Origin of the sequence: Algoriphagus hitonicola (assembly GCF_900113375.1) — a bacterium.
GTDB classification, from domain to species: Bacteria; Bacteroidota; Bacteroidia; order Cytophagales; family Cyclobacteriaceae; genus Algoriphagus; species Algoriphagus hitonicola.
Genome location: NZ_FOPC01000006.1, coordinates 31,459 through 52,934, shown reverse-complemented (window position 1 = coordinate 52,934; position 21,476 = coordinate 31,459). Strand labels below are relative to the sequence as shown.

The window sequence follows — 21,476 nt, the reverse complement described above, 5'->3', positions numbered from 1 at the left end:
ACTCTAAATCACTATTTTTTACCGAATAAAGGGAATCCCATAATAAAGGGCAGCTTTATTTTGATACAATCTATAGCAATTAATTGCGGTCATCAGGGTTACCAATCCAAATATGATCCCCGTGCCCCAAAGCAAAAGCGTAAAAGACCACTGAAAATAAGTAATACTGACATTGCCATCATTGAAGGAAGGCAGGAGTCGAAGATATCCGACAAGACGGATAGCATAATAGGGAATCAATAAGGTCAATTGAAAATTGATGAGTTTTTTACCGAGGTAGTCCACTTCTACTACTTTATTTCTTCGATTAAGCCAAAGTACAAGTGGAATGACTAAGCCTAAAATTGGACTGAAAAGAAAAAGTAAACCTGAGAGAATCAGGGTGTATAAGAACCCCTGATGTTCTTCTTTGCTCCAGTCCAACACCTCCTCTGGGCTTTTTCCAAAAATCTGAAATAAACGCTTAACCGTATCCCCTCTAGGAGTAGTTTCCGCATTTTCAAAACGCTGCACAGTTCTGAGACTGACTCCTGCTTGCTCAGCTAGTTCCTCTTGAGAAAATCCCGATTGCAGACGAAGTGCCTTGAGCTGTTGACCTATTTTATTTTCCATAGTTGATTCGTTTTTCCAAAAGTATTCAGGAACCCATTTTCACAACAAAAATTGCTTACGTCATTTTACCGTCATCTTTGTCCCAAATAAAAAAAGCCCCAAAAACTTACATTTTCAAGGCTTTTTAGGATATCTGAAATGGATTAAATCACTCCCAATTCTTTTCCTACTTCGGTAAACGCGGCTATTGCCTGATCCAAATGAGATTTTTCATGTCCTGCAGAAATCTGTACGCGGATGCGAGCTTGGCCTTTGGGAACTACCGGATAATAAAAGCCGATCACATAGATTCCTTTTTCCAAGAGTTTCTCTGCCATTTGCTGGGAAAGCACCGCATCATACAGCATCACGGGGACGATCGGGTGTGTACCCGGTTTGATATCAAATCCCGCGGCAGTCATTTTCTCTCTAAAATAGGTGGTATTTTCCTCCAGTTTATCCCGGAGTTCGGTGGTTTCTGACAACAAATCAAAAACGGCTATGGAAGCTCCGGTAATAGAAGGGGCAAGTGTATTGGAAAACAAATAAGGCCTTGAACGCTGACGGAGCAATTCCACAATTTCCTTTCTTCCCGAAGTAAATCCTCCGGATGCACCGCCAAGCGCCTTACCCAAGGTACCCGTGATAATGTCTATTTTCCCCATTACTCCACAATGCTCATGAACTCCCCTTCCGGTTTTCCCCATAAAGCCTGTAGAATGGCATTCATCAGACATGACAAGAGCCTCATATTTTTCGGCTAATTCTACTATTTTATCCAACTGAGCAATCGTCCCATCCATCGAAAAAACCCCGTCAGTTACGATAATCTTCTGTTTGGCTCCCTGAGCGATCGCATCTTGAAGCTGCTTCTCCAAGTCCTCCATATTATTGTGCTCGTATCGAAAGCGCATGGCTTTACAAAGTCTGACGCCATCTATAATAGAAGCATGATTTAAGGCATCAGAAATAATGGCATCGTCGGGCCCAAGCAAGGGCTCAAAAACTCCCCCATTGGCATCAAAAGCCGCCGCATATAAAATGGTATCTTCTGTCCCGAGAAATTCGGAGATTTTACGTTCCAGTTCTTTATGAATGTCCTGAGTCCCGCAGATAAAACGAACCGAAGACATCCCAAAACCATGGGTATCAATCGCTTTTTTGGCTGCATCGATGACCTGAGAATGAGAGGAAAGGCCCAAATAATTATTAGCACAGAAGTTTAGTACTTTTTGGCCTCCGGAGATTGTAATCTCGGCTGATTGTGGAGAAGTAATGATCCGCTCTTTTTTGAAAAGACCTGCTTCTTCGATGGATTTTAATTCCTGCTCTAATTTGGGTTTAATCTGATCGTACATTTTTTATTTTTATATTTTAGAATTTCGGTTTATCCATTGGTCAAAAATTCGTTTTGACCCTCTGATTTTTCTTACTTTTGCGCAAGCAAACCCAAATATAAACAAAAAGCCCTGCATGCTCAGGCGCTTTTTCGAAAGACCTGAAAATGGAAAAAATCCTTGTAATCGGTGCCGCTGGACAGTTGGGATCAGAATTGACCAAATCGCTTGCAGAGCTTCATGGCCAAGAGCAGGTCATTGCCACGGACTTGAATGAACAGGCGCGTTCAAAATTTGATTTTTGCCGCTTTGAAGTGCTGGATGTGATGAATCAGGAAAAACTGAAAAGCTTGGTAAAGGATGAGAAAATCACTCAGATATACCATCTAGCCGCTGTTCTATCGGCGACGGGTGAACAGAAACCACTTTTTGCCTGGAAACTGAATATGGACAGTTTGCTGTCAGTTCTGGAATTGGCACGTGAATTTAAACTCAACAAGGTTTATTGGCCCTCTTCTATTGCTGTATTTGGTCCCAATACTCCCAAAATCAAAACGCCACAGTTTGTAGTCAAAGAGCCCAATACAGTCTATGGAATCAGTAAGCAGGCGGGCGAACAGTGGTGTCAATATTATTTTGAAAAGTATGGGGTGGATGTGCGGAGTTTACGCTATCCGGGTTTGATCGGATACAAATCTCTTCCCGGGGGTGGTACTACGGACTACGCAGTGGACATTTATCACAAGGCTTTGGCCGGAGAGAAATTTACCTGTTTTCTCAAGGAGGATTCCAGCCTTCCGATGATGTACATGCCCGATGCGATCAAGGCAACGATCGAACTTATGGAGGCTCCCAAAGAGTCAATTAAAGTCCGGTCAAGTTACAATCTCGCCGGAATGAGCTTTACTCCAAAAGAACTTTTCGAAAGCATAAAAAAACATCACCCAGACTTTGAAATCGAATATCAACCGGATTTCAGACAGCAAATTGCTGACTCTTGGCCAGATAGCATTGATGATTCTCAGGCAAGAGCAGATTGGAATTGGAGTCCTGATTATGATTTGGACCAGATGACAACGGATATTTTGAGAAATTTACCGGAATATTTTCCGATTAAAAAGGAAAAAGTCTAAACCTCAGGAATTATGATATTCGTAATTCCTGATTTTTGAAATTGCTTCAATAATACTGTTGGAATTGGTTTTTTGCATGATATTGGCGCGATGACGCTCCACTGTTCTGCGAGAAATATTGAGTTTTTCAGCGATCAGTTTTAAAGGTAAACCATCTGCGGAAAGACGAAATACTTCCTGCTCTCGGGAAGTCAATTTCAAGCTAGCTTCATCAGAATTACCGGAATTTTTGTTCTTTCTGATTTTGTTCTTCAATTCTGATGGCAGATAACAAACTTCAATCAAATACTCTGTCGATCCTGTAAATTTTCCACGGTATAAATACAAATCAAAAGTCTGGGAAATCCCCTCCTTTAATTTTATGGAATTCAGAAAGCATTCGTTAACTACCTGATGTTTAAACTTAAAATAACTCAGGCGAGTAGTGTCCTCCTCTTTCAATTCAAATATCTGCTCGACCTTCTTATCTACTAGTTGTTCTGAATAATCTCCAAGGATTTTTCCTACCGCATAATTAATGGTTTGGATTTTTTCATCACTGACCCAAATCATCGGTGCGAGTGAATATTTGAAAAAAGACTTAAAATCCTTCACTCTAAAAAGATTTACCTCGGTTTTTTTCTTGAGGGTTTGTTCTATTTTATTCAGAATTGAATCTTTATCAAAAGGCTTGAAAATCACATTATCTATTCCCAACTCATAAACAAGCATCAATTCCTCCTTGAGCACGTTTCGGTCCATAATTAAGAAGAAAGGAATAAAAAGCTCCTTGAGAAAAGATTGAATAGATTTGAACACATAAAAGCCATCATGATTTCCCAAGTCATGATCACAGAAAACCAAATCAAATTTCTTTGAATTGATTCCCTTTAGCGCATCACCAACTTCAAAAACTTGGCTAACATCGAATCCATTCTCCGAAAGTAATTCGAATAACGAACTATCGCAGTCTTCTAGTTGAACTAATAATATTTTTATCATAAAAAAACTAATTGATAACCCTATGAAACAAGTTATAATTGCAACAAGATTGCGCTTTTAATTGTTTTGATATTTTAAATAATTATCCTCCTCCTGTTCTGAAAGTCCATGTCGGGCTATTTGCTACATTTTGTCCATCAAACTTGGCCACCACGTACCAGAAGTAGGTGGTATTGGTTTTCAAGTTTGAAATTACTGCCTCACGATTTTGTAGGTTTTCAGATACGATCGTCTGAGTAGTCGAACCACTTTCAAATAAGTAAACCGTATAATCTAGCTCCACTCCCCTATTTTCCTGATCTACATTCCAGCTAAGCGTAAAACTCAGAGGTTGATCAACGGCGCCATTCCCAGGGACAGGGTCAAATAATACCACATCACCTACATTATTTTCATCCTCCAGCAAAAAGAAAGTTACCGCAGTATTTTCCTCTTCGTAGACGGCCACACTGATTGAGCCGGTCAAATATTCGTTTTTCCGGGCATTGATCAGCACATCTCCTGCGGTAATTTTATCCAGTTGGAAAGTCCCTCCCTCATCGGAAAGTACCGCATTGCTTGCCGGGGCAGTAGTAATTAATACTCCTGGAAGCGGTTCATAAGTAGTCCCGTCAACCACGATTCCCGTGATGGTACCGAATCGATCAATATCCAATAATTGTTCTTCACAAGAACTAAGGATCAATGTCACAAAGAGCAAAAGGGCCAGATTAAAATTTCTATAATTCATAATTCTTATTTTCCTAAATAAAATCGAAAGCCTAGGTTAAGTCCCCAGATTACATCATTGAAGGTTCCGGCTTCTACTCCATCATACCGGTCATTAAACATGTGATTCACATAAACCCTAGAAGTGAGCGCCGTGCGATCAGAAAACAAATATTCCAGTCCAGCTCCGTATTTAGCATAGGGCAACCAGGAATTTCCAGAAAGTCCTATTTGATCTTCAGGGTCGAAAAAGCTACCTATACCGGCCGAAGCATATGGCGAGAGTTTGCCATTCATATTGGCCATATACATCAGGCTTAAATCTCCGAAATAATCTACTGATCGAACCAATTCTTTGATTTCAATCTGCTGCACACCGACTCCTCCTTCAAGAAAAAGTGAATTGGATAGCCCGATTCCTAAATTGGCCGTAAACCCAGGTCTAAACGAACCACTTGAATAATCCCCAATATAGGTTTGGGTATTTCCCATTACCGAAAGGTAGGTTGAGGTCCGTCCATCAAAGTCCTGTAACCTTCCGATGTAGTCAATCTGCTGATTTTGTTCTTTTTCCGACAAGTAGCTATCTACTGCTGTTTGGCTCGTATCATTTTCTGCTTTGAATTGCCAGAGATTGTCAATTGCACCTTCGATCACCAAGCTATGAACAGCTTTTTCAATGGCCTCAATGATTGCCATTTCGCGGGGTTCATTGTAAGTGTACCCTGTTTCTGCTTCCAAAAGCCGTCTGAATTTGACGTATCGAAAAAGGCCCGCAGAAACTTCCTGAGAAAGAATGGATTTAGTCGTATAAACCGTCTTTAGGATTTTACCATTGTTGGTCGAGATCGCCCGTAGGTAGATACTGATTCGGTCCTCTCGATACTGGGATGAAGCATCGGCACCAAAATAACGGAGCCCGGCACCACCGGTATAAACATTGGACTCATACGATACAATCCCCCCTTCGAGCAAGACTCCAGCAAATAAAAGCGGAGGCAGTAAGACATTGTTACTGCCTTCGTACTGTTCCCGACTGGACCGAATAATTTTTCGCTCATTCAATAGATTGGAAATATTCTCCCGCTCGATTGGAACGAACCAACCCGATTCTTCCAAAGCACGAATCAAAATATTCGTAGCTCCCTGAGTAACAGCCGTGGACCAGCTGGCTCCTACATTGGATTCTTTGTATTGACCGGTTTGGTCACGAAACTTATAAACTGCCACATATATCGGCTCTTTTGGCTCAGGCAGCTGCTGAAGCTCTTTTTTCATAGGAGTTTCTGGGCCAAGCCTCGCATTGCGGTCGTTAAATGGCTGGTAATAATACGGAGAGCATGCGCTGGAAATCAAGAGCAAAGTAATGCCCAAGATTCCACAAACTCTTTTTAATCGATAGAACATAAAGTTTTTTAGAAAAACGGCACTTCAATATTTGTCGTGGCCCCCGATAGCACATCGGTAATGGTAATATTCAGGCCGGAACCCGAATTATTTATTTCGATTTGAAAATCACCCAAATCGTAGCTTCCTTCACCTATTTCATCTTCTCCAAACTGGCGATCAACGATATCTCTTGCCAATCGGCTAAGAATTTGACGGTTTAAGGTTTCAGAAAAATCCTGCAAAGGATCTTGCTGAAAACCAAATGGATCATTGGAAAGGTCATTTGGATCTCGCGTGGTATTTTGGGCTTCTGCAGAAGAGAGCAACCACTGATAATTAAAAGTATCCCCTCCAAATGCGGGGTTTTGAGGTCTATAAACGAGTTGCTGACTCTGGGCTTCAAATGCCATCAAACCAAAGATCAGCATGGGAATCAATAGGAGTAATTTTTTCATAATGGGTTTGTTAATAAATTCCTGTTCCGCGGGTATCCTCACCACCAAGTTCTCTGACCAATTCATCATATTGCTGTAAGTAAAACTGGGTATTTGCGATGGATTGAATTGCCAGACCTTCTACTAAATCACCTCTAGGCTGTAGGAAGGACTCAAAAACGGTAATCTCATTGATTTTAATTTCAATGATTGTGGTATTCAGTCTGAAAGGCTTCTCTATGATAAAAATAGAGTAATTGCTTGCCTCTGCAGGAGGCTGCCAATCCCGGTAAAAATAATCGTAGAAGTCCCTTCCTACTTTTGTTTTGGTTTCATCCACAATTAATCCATCGATTTCCAACTCTGCATCAGAAGAAACCTTTTTGACTTCTTGATTTACAATTTTATTCAGTAATTCTTTAAGTTCTTGTTCTGTCTTTTTCACCTTCTTTGAGGTATCGATTTTAGCAGGTTGAGTTTGAGCCTCAGCCCATTGAGGAATAAAAAAGAGAATCAAAGAAAAAAGAAATACCCAAGAAAGGTATTTCTTTTTCAATCCTCGAACCAAATCATCAACAATGCGATATTTATTCCCCGAATTCATTTATTAGCTACTAATTCACTTATTTAAATCCTAAAATAAATTCAGATATTTTTATAATCCAAATAGAAATGATGAATGGTTGATTATCTCCTTGATCCGGGAATAAATCCTCCCATTCCTCCACCGGGAGTCTGCGTAATATTCATTGGCATTCCACCGGTTTGACTAATCACAATCTCATTACCTGGGCCACTAAATCCACTCACATCCACATTTGCAACATTATTTTCTCCTACTTGATTGATTAAAACGGGTTGGATTCCAAGCCCAAAAGTGGTATTTACATTAACATCAATCGTATTATCTCTGCCAATCTGATTGTAAAGGGCAACTGTACCTCCCAATCCATTGTAATTTATTTCACTGGAGATTTCATTTCGTCGTCCCATCTGATTGGAAGCCTGCACCACATTAATACCCGAAGAATTGAGTGAAGCCATATTTCCATTGCCCATCTGATTAACCAATGTTATAAGGCCTGAACCCTCCTGCCCGATTTGGGTTTGATTGCGATTGCCCATCTGATTGACCGCAGCCAAGTTAAAGGGTAGAAACGAACCCGACACTGGTAAAAGACCACCATCTTGATTTGGCCCATCACCTCGTCCCGGAAATTCATCGATTCCTTGGGAAGGAAAATCACCTTGCCCCGGAAAGCCATCGGAGAAAATTCCCGGTCCATTTAAGAAGTCACCAATATTAAATCCTGATGTTTTTGTTTGCTCAATTGAGACTTTATTTCGGTTACCCTCCTGATTGGTGAAAGCTCCATTGTTAAAGCCAAGATCGAGATTTGAAATCTGACCCATATTGACTAGATCATTCCCCTCAGATTGACCCTGTCCCAATACCCAGGTACTACTAAGAAAGAGCGCGGAAAATAAAATGGTTTTTGAAAGTTTAAACATGATTTTTGGGGTTAATAAAAATAAACACCTCCTGCTTCGAAACGAACAGGAGGTGCTATAGTTTATTTAATTTTGTGTGATGGTAGTGGTGTTACCATTTCCTACCATAGAGAAGGTTGCACTGTTGTTGTTGGACATTTGCATTACCGTACCTACGTTACCATTTCCACTGATGGTGAAACCAAGCGCATCCCAATTACCGCCTGAACCAAGAATCAAGTTTCCTGATCCATCTTGAGTGATGGTTAATTCGTTATTGTTTCCACCGATAGAACCACTGATTTTGTTGTCGTCACCATTTTGAAGAATATCGATCTCAGAATTATTTAGAGATAGATCATTCGCTCCAGGACCGGTTCCTCTAGCATTAACATAGGAGAAGTTATCATCACCAAACTGATCTACTGTAAAATCATTACCATTACCTGTGATTTCTGTTCTTTGAACGTTAGACATTCCGTCTTGCTCTGAGTAACCTGTATTTCCTGATCCAGCTATCCAGTGAGATCCACGGTTATTCATTCCAGACTGTCTGATTTCACCGAAGTTATTGTTTCCATCCTGACGAATAGCTGCTGAATTATCACCTCCACCTAGTTGGAAAGTTCGAGCAGTATTTCCGTTTCCGATTTGATCAATATCTACGTCATGACCGGAAGCAGATTGCTGGCTGAAAGAAGTATTACCATTACCATTTTGGAAAACAGAACCAAGATTACCTCCATTGAAAGTCTCAATAAAAGCATCATTGTTGTTTCCAATTTGCTCCACAGAATGAACACTGACTGCCGTACCCCCTGCAAAACCCTGTCTTTGCTTTACAGTTGCATCATTGCTGTTTCCTGTTTGAGAAATTGAACCTTCCGCATTGTTTGATTGAACGTTTCCACCTCCAAAGTTACCCTGCTGAAGCAGTGCCTCGTTGTTATTACCTTCTTGGGTGGTGGATCCGGTATTGTTTTGACCGGTTTGTAAAACGGATGAACTGTTTCCGTTACCTGTTGAGCTAGAGGAAGCCGTATTCCCCTGTCCAAAAGATACGCCTGCTGAAAAAGCAAGGGCACCTAAGATTAAAATTGATTTTTTCATGATGTTTGAAAATTTGAAAGTTAATTAAAAGATTAATTTATTGATTGTTAGTTCAATCCATAGCTAGTCAAAAAAAAGTATTTCGTTTTTGATTTCAATTTCACAATCAATTTAAATTGTTTCGAATACTTTTTTTTGTATTTGATACAAATTTAAATCGAAACACAGCGGTGAACAATGGGTAATTTTCGCCAATTGGAGAATGGGTATATGAGTATTTTTACTCATTTTTAATAAAAATGCTGTTTAAAATAGGATTAAAGGTGGAAAAACAGGAGTTAATTAAGTTTTGCTAATTTGTATTGATTCGGTTTCAAAATTTTAAGGAGGAAAAAAGCCCCTGTTCCCCAAAAGAAACTTCTGAATCGTCCAAAACCCTGACTTGATCCGATCCTATTTTGTGAAAAAACTGCTTAAAAATAGATGAGCTTTCGGCAAAGGCTTTTACAGATTTGAGGGAACTGATATCTTCCTGACCTTGAGCCAAAAACCCGTACTTTACCAACATCCCACGTTCAAAGATACAAATTGCCTTTTCCTCGGCGGTTCGGCCCTGAAGATCAATTTGAATCAGACCTTTACGCTCTTTTACTTTTTGGATAAAAGTAAGCGCTCTTTGATTATAGCTTTCTATCGTTTCATTTTGCTCACAAGCACCTAAGCAAGTCTCATCCTTTACCACCTGACAGTTGACTTTGCGAAGGCCGGATAATTTAGCGCAGAGTTGATACTGCTCCAATCCTTCTTTCAAAAATACTTGGGCTTCTTCTCTGCTAAAAAATGTCTCTAAAGGCTGAATGGCCGGAGTGACTTTTGCGATTTGAAAGCGCTGATATCCCAACCCATCCCGATAGCCAAAAATCCCCCATAAGGTTCGGGGCAGCTTCAATGCCGCATTATACTTCGGCCAAAGTCGCTTAATTTCCACCGCCTCCATCAACAAGGCCATCATTTCTGTTCCGCTTAATTCCCACTGGAGATCATGAACTTCAGATTTGAGCTGACTCTTCAAGTGAGGTAATCCTTGTCCAGTAAAATGTCCTTTAAATCTTTCCTTAATATTATTTGCCTTCCCAACATAAATGACTTTTCCCCGCTGATCGAGCATGTAGTAGATTCCTGTTTCTTGTGGTAATTCACGAAAACGTTTTATCGGAAAATTGGGCGGCAAAAAGCTCTCTCCCGTGTTTTTTTTCAGCGCAGTATATACCAATTCCGCATTTTCATGGAGCATTTGGTCAAAAAGAATAGCTGTAGCCTTCGCATCCCCCATCGCTCGGTGCCTTGCCAAAATGGGGATTCCCCTACTTTCACAAACCCGACCCAAACTGTATGACCGCATTCCCGGAAATACCTTTCGGGCAAGTCTGACGGTGCAAAGTTTTGGGCTAGCTAGTTTTCTCCCTATTCTGGAATAAGCTTCGGCAATAAAACCAAAGTCAAAATTGACTTGATGGGCAACAAAAACGCGATTCTCAAGCAAATCCCAAAGCTCGTCTGCGATATCTTCAAAGCGGGGGGAATAGCGCACCATTTGATTGTCTATTCCTGTCAATCCAATGATGTAAGTGGGAATTCCCTGTTCGGGGTTAATCAGCGTCTGAAATTCGTGGACTATTTGATGACCATCGTGAATGACCACGGCGATTTCTGTAATCCCACCCACCTTCACATTACCCCCTGTGGTTTCGATATCGACAATGGCAAATTCCATAATCAAAAGTAAGGAATGCAATTGAGTCATTTAGGAATTAGACGAGAATTGTCGGGGGATGATGGGGGTTCGATGGTAAAGGGAAATGGTTTATTGGATATTATCGCCTTGTAAATTGTAAGTGGTAAGTAGTGTGAGTGGTGTATGATGGTTCGACTGCGCTTACCCCAAGTATTCGGTGATTGAGACCGAAGACAGGAGACGGCAGACTGAAGGGGAGGAAGTGAAAAAGCTGAAAAAGGGATAAAAAGTAGGCGGTCGCAGCTTGGCAGCTGTCAGCTGTCAGCAGTAAGTAGTAAGTGGTAAGTCGTAAATGGTATTGTCTGTTCAAGTTCAAGAAGAAAGAACGAAAAAATAACCACTTCTTTAAACGAATATTACCTTGCCTGATTTGCATAGGCGGCGATTAAGCGCTCGGCACAGCGCTCTCCATCCATGGCAGCAGAGACGATTCCCCCTGCATAGCCTGCTCCCTCTCCACAGGGATAAAGGCGTTTGATTTGGGGATGTTCGAAGCTTTCTCGATCCCGAGGAATCCGGACTGGGGAGGAAGTTCGGCTTTCTACCCCGATCAATTGAGCTTCATTGGTATAGTATCCTTTCATTTTTTGGCCAAAGGCCCGAAAAGCAAGGCTCATTCTATTTGCTATAAAATCCGGGAGAACTTCATTCATATCTACCGAATTAAGGCCGGGTTGATAGGAAGTATCCAAGAGGCTTTTACTTACTTTACGATTAACAAAATCAACCATTCGCTGTGCAGGAGCAACCTGCGTCTTACCTCCAGCTTCCCAAGCGGCCTTTTCAACCGAAGCCTGAAAGTGCATAGCCGCCAATGGCCCATATTTTTGAAATTGGGGGAGGTCTTCCAATTCAACTGAAACCACCATTCCGGAATTGGCGAAGCGGCTATCCCGTCGACTTGGGCTCATCCCATTGACGACCAACTCCCCCGGAGCGGTAGCGGCTGGTACAATAAACCCCCCGGGACACATACAAAAGCTAAACACACCACGACGCTTTCCCTGGAGTTCGGTCTGATGAACCAAAGAATACGAAGAAGCCGGTAAATAAGGCCCCCGATCAATTTCACAATGGTATTGGATGCGGTCGATGAGGTTTTGGGAATGCTCTATTCGAACTCCCAATGCAAAGGGTTTAGCTTCAATATATACCTTGCGTCTATGCAGCAACTCAAAAATGTCTCTTGCCGAGTGGCCGGTAGCTAAAACCACTCCCAAGCCTTTAATTTGCTCCCCATCCTGGGTAACTACTCCTTTGATCTCTTCCCCTTCGAGTATAAAATCCTCCACACGGGTATTGAATAAAATCTCACCTCCATGTGACAAAATACTTTCCCGGAGTTCGGCTACCAAAACAGGTAACTTATTCGTGCCGATATGGGGATGGGCATCCACCAAAATATCCTCGGTGGCACCATGGGCGACTAGGATTTCCATAATTCTCCGAATGTCTCCCCGCTTTTTGGAGCGCGTATAGAGTTTTCCATCCGAATAAGTTCCTGCTCCACCTTCTCCAAAGCAATAATTGGAATCTGGGTTAACGATGTGCTCCTTATTGATCGCAGCGAGATCTCTTCGCCTCGCCCTTACATCTTTTCCTCGTTCGATAAGGATGGGTTTCACTCCTAATTCGATGGCCCGCAATGCGGCAAATAGACCCGCAGGCCCTGCCCCAACGATCAGGATAGGATCCGAGTGGGTTACATTTTTATAATCCGAATGATAATCGAGGAGTTTTCCCGGTTCCTCATTAATAAAAAGTTCTGCCTCCACATTAACCTTAACGTTTCTTCCTCGGGCATCAATTGATCTCCGGGTTTGGCGGGCAAAGGTATGGGGTGATTCTGGAGGGAGGCCTGCTTTCTTGAGCAAGGTATTTTTAAACACCTCGGGTTGGTAAGCTTCCTCTGGGGAAAGTTGTAAGGTAAAATGCTTTTTCATGGTAAGGTAGTTATCCTTAAATCGGGGCAAAGGTAGGAAAAATTGTTCAGGGTTGGGGAGCTGTTTAATTGTCGAATTGGGGAATTGAGGAACTGTTTAACTGAATAGGTTGAAGAGGAAAGTCTCATTTCCAGAATGTTAAAGGTTAATGGTTAATGGTTAAGGCGTCGGTTTCCCATTGTTTGGTATTTACTTCTTACTATTTACACTCTATTGGGGTACTGTCGAATTGGGGAATTGAGGAACTGTTTAACTGAATAGGTTGAAGAGGAAAGAGTCATTTCCAAAATGTTAAAGGTTAATGGTTATGGGTTAAGTCGTCGGTTTCCCATTGTTTGGTATTTACTTTTTACTATTTACACTCTATTGGGGTGCTGTCGAACTGGGGAATTGAGGAACTGTTTAACTGATGGTTTGACCTACTTCGACATACTTCGACAAGCTCAGTACAAGTGCTCAGTACAGGTGCTCACCAACCTTGAGGAGCTCGTGGTGGTGCGACGGGCTTCGACTTCGCTCAGCCTGACAATAGCTTCGATTTCGAGACTCAGCCTGACATCGTTTTTGGGTTCAGGGTACTGTCGAATTGGGGAATTGAGGAACTGTTTAATTGAATAGGTTGAAGATTAAAGTCTCGTTTTCAAATTGTTAAAGGTTAAGGGTTATGGGTTAAGGCGACGGTTTTCCCACTGTTTACTTTTCACTTCTTTCTATTTACACTCAATCGGGGTACTGTCGAACTGGGGAACTGATGAACTGTTTAACTGAATAGGTTGAAGAGGAAAGTCTCATTTCCAAAAGGTTAATGGTTAATGGTTATGGGTTAAGGTGTCGGTTTTCCCACTGTTTACTTTTCACTTCTTTCTATTTACAATCAATCGGGGGACTGTCGAATTGGGGAACTGATGAACTGTTCAACTGAATAGGTTGAAGAGGAAAGACTCATTTCCAAAAGGTTAATGGTTAATGGTTATGGGTTAAGGCGTCGGTTTTCCCACTGTTTACTTTTCAATTCTTTCTATTTACACTCAATCGGGGGACTGTCGAATTGGGGAACTGATGAACTGGTTAACTGAATAGGTCGAAGAGGAAAGAGTCATTTCCAAAATGTTAAAGGTTAATGGTTATGGGTTAAGTCGTCGGTTTCCCATTGTTTGGTATTTACTTTTTACTATTTACACTCTATTGGGGTGCTGTCGAACTGGGGAATTGAGGAACTGTTTAACTGAATAGGTTGAAGAGGAAAGACTCATTTCCAAAAGGTTAAAGGTTAATGGTTATGGGTTAAGGGGTCGGTTTTCCCACTGTTTACTTTTTACCCTTAAACTGATTCCTGTTCCCTATATCAAGGAAAGAAAGTTTTGTAGAAACTGAAATAAAAGGTCCCAATCTACTCCTGACTAATTAGGGAATGGATACCTTGGCTTCGGCTAAGAAGGCTTGAAATGCATTGGAAATTTGGAGGGGACAATTAATTCAATCGATCCAAAACCTCAAATCGGGAAGAGTTTGAGATAAATTCTGGAACGATGACCTTGAGATGTGAAACCAAGTCATTTTCAGAATTCTTATGAATCAAATCTTGGAACAACTCAATTTGGCCGTCTATCTTATGATACGAAGCCGGTAAAACCTGGGCGATTTTAATTTTGGGATGGTGAGTGATCTTGACAGTTTCGAAGTCATTAAGCAATTCCTCATACAGTTTCTCCCCTTCCCTTAAGCCTGAAAAAGTAATTTTGATATCATCATCCACTTTCTTACCGGAAAGTTGGATCATCTTTTTAGCCAAATCCAAAATCTTGATGGGTTCACCCATATCAAACACATAAATCTCTCCACCATTTCCCATGATTCCTGCTTCCAAAACCAATTGGCAAGCTTCAGGAATAGTCATAAAGAAACGGGTGATTTCAGGATGGGTAACCGTAATCGGCCCTCCATGTAAGATCTGCCTTTTGAAAAGTGGAATTACAGATCCATTGGAGCCGAGGACATTTCCAAAACGGGTCGTGATAAACTTGGTGTGGTATTTTTTATGGTTTTGCTCCAAATACTCATTGAGTGCCTGTACGTACATTTCCGCAGCACGCTTGCTTGCTCCCATGACATTGGTTGGATTGACGGCTTTGTCTGTAGAGACAAAAACAAATCGATCCACCTGTGCCAAAACCGATAGGTCGGCTAAAATTTTGGTTCCGATTACATTAGCATGAATAGCCTCTTCCGGATAATTTTCCATCATAGGTACATGCTTATAGGCTGCTGCATGGAATACCACTTGAGGTTTAAAAAGCCGGAAAATCTCTTTCATTTTCTTCTTATTCCGAACATCCCCCAAGATGATTTTTATCGGACAAGAGATATAATTCTCCTTAAATTCATGTTCGATATCATAGAGTGCAGACTCAGCGATATCCAGCATGATAAGAAGTTTTGGATTATAATGGGTGATTTGACGGCAGATCTCACTTCCTATGGACCCCGCTGCTCCGGTGACCAAAATGATTTTGCCCATCAAGTCTTCTTTGACTCGTGGATTGTCCAATTTGATCTGCTCCCGGCTGAGGAGATCCTCGATTTTCACTTCTCTGATTGCGCCTGCTGTCAGTCCTCCATTGATCCATTGATCCACGGGAGGAACGATGGACACTGAAACCTTTAAACGGAGGCACTCATCAATAATCTCATTTTTTCGCTTAACCGAAAGATCTCTTACAGCAATGATGAGTTCTGTTACACCAAAAAGCTCCACTACTTTTTCCAAGGATTCGATTCCACGGTAAATTCGCTTCCCGGCAATATTTTTTCCTTCCTTTTTAGGATCGTCATCCAAAAAGGCGATGGTATTGAATAAACTTATACTGTCCTGCTTGATGGCTTCTTGTGCGATTATTCCAGCTTCACCGGCTCCGAAAATGACTCCATTTTTCATCTCCCGTTGCATGAACCCATTTTTCAAATAGACGAAAAGTTCTTTCACCAATAGCCGATAAAAGATCAACATAAAGAGCGAGGACAAGCTCGCCACAATCAGAACTGAAGTGGGAAGAAGGAACCGATCATTGAGAAAACTGCCATGGAAAAAATTCAGGAAAAGAAACAATATAAAATTGATCAATACCGTTTTAAAGATATTAGAACCGTCTTTAAAGCCAGTATGGCGCACAATTCCTTCATAGCTACGGGTATTCTGCATGACCAGAAGACCTCCGATCATAAAGGTAAAACTGCCGGCAACGGCATCGTTTTGTTCGATCAGCGCGAGCTCAAAATTGAAGCGAACCAAGTAGCCAAATAACGCGCATTGAAAAAGAATAAGCGAGTCAAGAGTGGCTATGATCCATCGAGGGAGGATTTTTAACCGAGACAAAAAATTCATAGTAGAGATTTTTTCAAATGGTAAGATTTTAAAATGACACCAACCATAATCAGTCCAATAATTCGGCAAAACTAAGTAGAATGCGAACTTTGACCAAAGAAACTTAGTCAATATTTTTCAAATTCCAATATTACTTTGCAATTAAATAAGTTTTGAGCATCGTTTGTATGGATAAACGAAATAAAGTTAATGTTTGGATTGAGGGCTTTCGTGGATTTTTTTTTGGAAAAGCATTAATTAGCTGGGGAATTGTTTGATCGTCGAACTGGGGATTTGTTTAATCGACGAATTGATGAACTGGTTAACTGAATAGGTTCAAAATTGAAATCTCGTTTTCAAAAGGTTAATGGTTAATGGTTATGGGTTAAGGCGTCGGTTTTCCCTCTGTTTACTTTTCACTTCTTTCTATTTACAATCAATCGGGGTACTGTCGAATTGGGGAATTGAGGAACTGGTTAACTGAATTGGTTGAAGAGGAAAATTTCGATTCCAAAAGGTTAAAGGTTAATGGTTATGGGTTAAGGCGTCGGTTTTCCCACTGTTTACTTTTCACTTCTTTCTATTTACAATCAATCGGGGTACTCTGTCGAACTGGGGAATTGATGAACTGGTTAACTGAATAGGTTGAAGAGGAAAGACTCATTTCCAAAAGGTTAAAGGTAAATGGTTGTGGGTTAAGGCGTCGGTTTCCCGCTGTTTGGTATTTACTTTTTACTATTTACACTCAATCACGGAACTCTGTCGAACTGTGGAATTGATGAACTGGTTAACTGAATAGGTTGAAGAGGAAAGTCTCATTTCCAAAAGGTTAAAGGTTAATGGTTATGGGTTAAGGGGTCGGTTTTCCCGCTGTTTGGTATTTACTTTTTACTATTTACACTCAATCACGGAACTCTGTCGAACTGTGGAATTGATGAACTGGTTAACTGAATAGGTTGAAGAGGAAAGTCTCATTTCCAAAAGGTTAATGGTAAATGGTTATGGGTTAAGGCGTCGGTTTTCCCTCTGTTTACTTTTCACTTCTTTCTATTTACAATCAATCGGGGTACTGTCGAATTGGGGAATTGATGAACTGGTTAACTGATGGTTCGACCAGCTCACCGACCTTAATGAGCTCGTGGCGGCGCAAATGAATTTCGAAGAAAAAACGGAAGATTTATGCCAAATTGGAGTACTTAGCAATCACCGGACTTTTTGGGAATTGCTTCCGGTAAATTTTCCCATGCTGACATGGCCATGTTGGGAAACGCCCTTTCCGCGGATCACATTGAAAAAAGTCATCAGCAAAATCTTTACATCAAAAAAGAAATCATAATGCTTAATATACCAGAGGTCATAGATAAACTTTTCTTCCCAGCTGATTGTATTTCGCCCGTTAATCTGGGCCCATCCGGTTACTCCTGGCTTGACCAAATGCCGTTGGGATTGATCCTCAGAATAAAGACTCAGGTATTCCACCAAAAGCGGTCGAGGACCAATCAAGCTCATATCCCCTTTGATCACATTTAGCAGTTGTGGAATTTCATCAAGTGAAAATTTTCGGATATATTTTCCAAAGCTAGTCAGTCGATCGATATCGGGAAGCAGATTACCTGAGGGGTCTCTGCGATCTTTCATGGTTTTGAATTTTAGAATTCTAAATATAACCCCATCCTTGCCTGGTCTTTCTTGGGCAAAAATCGGGTTTCCCCGAAAATGAATTGCCAAACTGAAATAAAGGAGTAGAAATAGGGGAGAAAGAATGCCGAATAAAATAATGGATAAGAAGAAATCCATTAGCCGTTTTCCAAAACTCCGATACAAACTCTTATTTGAATGATTTGGCAAGCTCATCCTGAATTAATTGTACGATCCGGGATTGATCATCGAAAGTCAAATCCGATGAGCTTGGCAAGCAAATGCCCGAATGAAAAAGAGATTTTGCGATCGAACCACCAAAAAATTGAATTCCTCTATAAACGGGCTGCATGTGAAGTGGCTTCCATAAAAAACGGGTTTCTATTCCATTTTTCATCAATTTAATCCGAAGTTGGTCATTGGAGAAACCCATCACCTTTTCATCGATTAAAACGGTCGTCAACCAGTAATTAGACTCTGAAAGATCCGAATCGTCCTGAAATTTAATCCCCGGCATATTATTCAATAATTGCCGGTAGTTTTGGTTGATTTCCCTTCGTCTTTTGACAGCCTGATGCAATTGCTCCATCTGGGCAACTCCGACAGCAGCCGAGAGATTATTCATCCGGTAATTATATCCAATTTCGAGATGCTGATAATAGGGAAGATCTTCCCTAGCCTGCATGGACAGGTATTCGGCTTTTTGCAAGAGGGATGCATTTTTAGAAATCAATGCTCCTCCCCCGCCAGCGGTGATAATTTTATTTCCATTGAAGGAATAAACACCCAATTCCCCAAAGGTGCCGCAGTGTCGATTGGCGTATTTGCTTCCCACTGCTTCGGCAGCATCTTCTAGAATAGGAATTTGATATTTTGAAGCCACTTCGATGATTTCATTCATCTTTGCCGGCATGCCAAAAAGATGCACGATAACAATCGCCTTGGGTTTTCTTCCATTGGCAATCCGGTTCAGAATAGCGTCTTCCAATAATTCGGGACACATATTCCAGGTATCCAACTCACTATCTACAAATATTGGAGTAGCGCCCAGGTAGATGATGGGATTTGCTGAGGCACAAAACGTAAAGGACTGACAAATCACCTCGTCCCCATGTGAAACTCCCAATAAAGCCATTCCCAAATGAAGCGCCGATGTCCCGGAATTCAGAGCTACTGCCTGATGGGTTTTGGTTAAGGCTCCAAGCTTATATTCAAACTGATCTATAAAGGATCCATAAGTGGCCAGGTGTCCTGAATCTACAGCCTGTTGTATATAGATTGACTCATTACCATTAAAAATCGGCGCTGATAATTTTATTTGGTAAGCCATTTACGATTAGGGTGAGATGTAGATGGTGCTAAACATACGCACAAACCAACAAAAACCCAACCAATTGAACTACAAGTAGTAAAAAAATTGTATTTATCTAAGTTTTAAGAAAATAGTTTAATTTTAAAAGCCCTTAATCAGGGTAAGAAATAGCTTTGAGTAAATTTGGAAAGAAATCAGCTAAGATTAATTCAAATTGATTTTTGAGGATTTAAGTTTTTCAGCATCGAGTGAAACCTGAGCATGTTTTCTAGAAGCCCGACTTTTCATATCAAGAATTCTAGGCTGTTTGTGAACTTTACGTTTGACGTATTTGACGGTAATTTTATCCAACCGATAGCCTAAAAACAGGGCTAAGGCAGATACGATGGGTAAGGCGATATGATCAGATACATCTGCCATTACAAAAATCAATAGGATAAATGAAAGTTGAAGTGCTCCTAGCATCAGGGCGACTTGATTATGCTTTAACCCCATCCGCATCAAAAAATGATGCACATGGCTTTTATCGGGTGTCATGGGGCCTTTTCCTTGAGACAGCCTTCGGGTAAACACCCTGGCCATATCATACAAGGGATAAAGCATCAACACAATCCCTGAAGTGAAAACCGGCTCAAACTGTAAGAAACCGTCTTCAGGCAGTGTGGCATTATATTCCATAAAAGCAATGATCAGTGCACCCTGCGTAAAGCCAAGCAGAAGCGAACCGGTATCCCCCATAAATATTTTTGCCGGGTGCCAATTAAACATTAAAAAGGCTAAAATACCGCCCAGAAAGGTAAAAGACAGAACCGCATAACTTTCCAATCCTTGCACCAAAAACCAGGTTCCCAAAAATCCAAAAACCAACATAGCCATAGTTCCTGCGAGTCCATCCAAGCCATCAATCAAATTGAATGCATTGGTCAGAGCGAGAAGAACAAAGGCGGAGAAGCTGTAAGAAAACCAAAGCGGAAGTTCATGAAAACCCAAAAATCCATGCAAATCCTTGATTCGGATATCTGAGGCCACTACTACGAGTAAGACTGCTATTAACTGCCCGACGATCTTTTGGGATGCTTTCATTTCGATCAAATCGTCTCTTAGTCCTACGATAAACATGATTGCGATGGCTCCAAGCAGGTATCGGATATCGGGAAGTGGAAATTGCCAAGCCCAGATAGACATAGCAACTAGGGATGCAACAAAAAAACCAACTCCTCCCATGGAAGGGATAAATGAGGTGTGGATTTTTCTACCTCCGGGATTATCTCCGATTTTGGCTTTTCGGAGGATTTTAATCAGGATTGGCATACTGATCATTCCTACTGAAAAAGCGGTTAGCGCTGCTAAGAAAAAAAACATATTAAAAGCGATTTAACGGTGTAAATTTACGCAAAAACATAACAAATGCCTTGCCATTAACAATTAATTAATAGAAAGATCTATTGATTAAAAATATTATTATTTGATATAAATAGATAAACAACTTTTTTATATTGTTTAAATACAGTTTTCAACCTTTTTCAAGGAAATTAACAGGTGAAAAAAAATCGATTTTTTTTTGTTGGGGGATTATTGGGGAATTGATGAACTGTTTAATTGAAGAATCGGGGAATCGTTTAATCGAAAAGCTCGCTACGACGCAAAGAAGCAACGGGTTATGGGTTCTGAGTTCTAGGTTCAGGGTTCTAGATTCTTGATCTGCCAACTGAAAACTGTAACTGCCTACTTATTTGGTTAAGGGTTAAAAGTTAATTGTTAAACAGTCGGTTGGGGAATCGAGGAACTGTTTAATTGATGAATTGGGGAATTGATGAACTGTTTAATTGTTTAATCGAAAAGCTCGCAAGGACGCAACGGTTCAGGGTTCACAGTTCCGGGTTCAAGGTTTATCTGCCGACTGCATACTGCGACTTCCTACTTCATGGGTTCAGGGTTAAAAGTTAATTGTTAAACAATCGGTTGGGGAATCAATGAACTGTTTAATTGATGAATTGGGGAATTGTTTAACTGAAAAGCTCGCAACGGCGCAAAGGTACTACGGGGTCTGAGTTCAAGGTTCGGGGTTCATTGATACCCTGCTAACTGAAAACTGCGACTGCCTACTTTTTTGGTTAAGGGTTAAAAGTTAATTGTTAAACAGTCGTTTGAGGAGAATCGGGGAATCGTCGAAAGTTGAATCGATGGGAAGGTGGGAGATTGGAGAAATCAGTCCTTTAAAATATCGAATGATGAATGCCCAATGATGAATTTCGAAGTTTGTTAATCGCTGAAAAAGAGTTCTTTATATTTATTCGGATTATAAATCCTATA

16 protein-coding genes are annotated in these 21,476 nt (G+C 40.9%); 1 reads left to right on the top strand and 15 read right to left on the bottom strand.

The genetic code is table 11. The annotated features are described in order from the left end of the window. Positions 1-18 precede the first annotated feature (18 nt). Both BM043_RS09505 and kbl read right to left on the bottom strand, forming a co-directional pair. Positions 19-612, bottom strand: coding sequence for a helix-turn-helix domain-containing protein (locus BM043_RS09505; RefSeq protein ID WP_092791069.1), 594 nt, complete (start codon positions 610-612; stop codon positions 19-21). A gap of 143 nt (positions 613-755) precedes the next feature. Next, the gene (gene kbl / locus BM043_RS09500) at positions 756-1,949 is read right to left on the bottom strand and encodes a glycine C-acetyltransferase (protein ID WP_092791067.1); all 1,194 of its coding nucleotides are present in this window, start codon (positions 1,947-1,949) and stop codon (positions 756-758) included. A 146-nt stretch (positions 1,950-2,095) separates the two neighbouring features. Here kbl and BM043_RS09495 point away from each other — a divergent pair, with 146 nt between their 5' ends. Then, positions 2,096-3,061 carry an NAD-dependent epimerase/dehydratase family protein gene (locus tag BM043_RS09495; protein ID WP_092791065.1) on the top strand — a complete coding sequence of 322 codons (966 nt, stop codon included), beginning with the start codon at positions 2,096-2,098 and terminating at the stop codon, positions 3,059-3,061. 3 nt (positions 3,062-3,064) lie between these two features. On the opposite strand, the gene BM043_RS09490 is transcribed toward BM043_RS09495, so the two are convergent. From BM043_RS09490 to BM043_RS09430, 13 genes are all read right to left on the bottom strand, one after another. Then, entirely contained in the window at positions 3,065-4,042 is a 978-nt protein-coding gene (locus tag BM043_RS09490) for a LuxR C-terminal-related transcriptional regulator (RefSeq protein WP_092791063.1), read from the bottom strand. An 82-nt stretch (positions 4,043-4,124) separates the two neighbouring features. Beyond that, the gene (locus tag BM043_RS09485; protein ID WP_092791061.1) at positions 4,125-4,772 is read right to left on the bottom strand and encodes a carboxypeptidase-like regulatory domain-containing protein; all 648 of its coding nucleotides are present in this window, start codon (positions 4,770-4,772) and stop codon (positions 4,125-4,127) included. 5 nt (positions 4,773-4,777) lie between these two features. Then, entirely contained in the window at positions 4,778-6,028 is a 1,251-nt protein-coding gene (locus tag BM043_RS09480) for a CsgG/HfaB family protein (protein WP_245753006.1), read from the bottom strand. Between the two features lie 137 nt (positions 6,029-6,165). Further along, entirely contained in the window at positions 6,166-6,594 is a 429-nt protein-coding gene (locus BM043_RS09475; protein WP_177188454.1) for a curli production assembly/transport component CsgF, read from the bottom strand. A 10-nt stretch (positions 6,595-6,604) separates the two neighbouring features. Beyond that, the gene (locus BM043_RS09470; RefSeq protein WP_092791054.1) at positions 6,605-7,177 is read right to left on the bottom strand and encodes a CsgE family curli-type amyloid fiber assembly protein; all 573 of its coding nucleotides are present in this window, start codon (positions 7,175-7,177) and stop codon (positions 6,605-6,607) included. An 83-nt stretch (positions 7,178-7,260) separates the two neighbouring features. Next, positions 7,261-8,085, bottom strand: coding sequence for a hypothetical protein (locus BM043_RS09465; protein WP_092791053.1), 825 nt, complete (start codon positions 8,083-8,085; stop codon positions 7,261-7,263). Positions 8,086-8,151: 66 nt separating this feature from the next. After that, a complete protein-coding gene (locus BM043_RS09460) occupies positions 8,152-9,174 on the bottom strand; it encodes a hypothetical protein (RefSeq protein WP_092791051.1) in 1,023 nt (340 codons plus the stop codon). 313 nt (positions 9,175-9,487) lie between these two features. Continuing rightward, positions 9,488-10,918 carry an exonuclease domain-containing protein gene (locus tag BM043_RS09455; protein WP_245753005.1) on the bottom strand — a complete coding sequence of 477 codons (1,431 nt, stop codon included), beginning with the start codon at positions 10,916-10,918 and terminating at the stop codon, positions 9,488-9,490. 347 nt (positions 10,919-11,265) lie between these two features. Further along, the gene (locus BM043_RS09450; RefSeq protein ID WP_092791050.1) at positions 11,266-12,852 is read right to left on the bottom strand and encodes an NAD(P)/FAD-dependent oxidoreductase; all 1,587 of its coding nucleotides are present in this window, start codon (positions 12,850-12,852) and stop codon (positions 11,266-11,268) included. Positions 12,853-14,323: 1,471 nt separating this feature from the next. Then, a complete protein-coding gene (locus tag BM043_RS09445; protein ID WP_092791049.1) occupies positions 14,324-16,234 on the bottom strand; it encodes a polysaccharide biosynthesis protein in 1,911 nt (636 codons plus the stop codon). A gap of 1,182 nt (positions 16,235-17,416) precedes the next feature. Further along, a complete protein-coding gene (locus BM043_RS09440; RefSeq protein ID WP_317042375.1) occupies positions 17,417-18,010 on the bottom strand; it encodes a sugar transferase in 594 nt (197 codons plus the stop codon). A gap of 31 nt (positions 18,011-18,041) precedes the next feature. Continuing rightward, positions 18,042-19,181, bottom strand: coding sequence for a DegT/DnrJ/EryC1/StrS family aminotransferase (locus BM043_RS09435; RefSeq protein WP_092791045.1), 1,140 nt, complete (start codon positions 19,179-19,181; stop codon positions 18,042-18,044). Between the two features lie 186 nt (positions 19,182-19,367). Beyond that, positions 19,368-20,525, bottom strand: coding sequence for a glycosyltransferase family 4 protein (locus BM043_RS09430; RefSeq protein ID WP_092791044.1), 1,158 nt, complete (start codon positions 20,523-20,525; stop codon positions 19,368-19,370). Between the last annotated feature and the right edge of the window lie 951 nt (positions 20,526-21,476).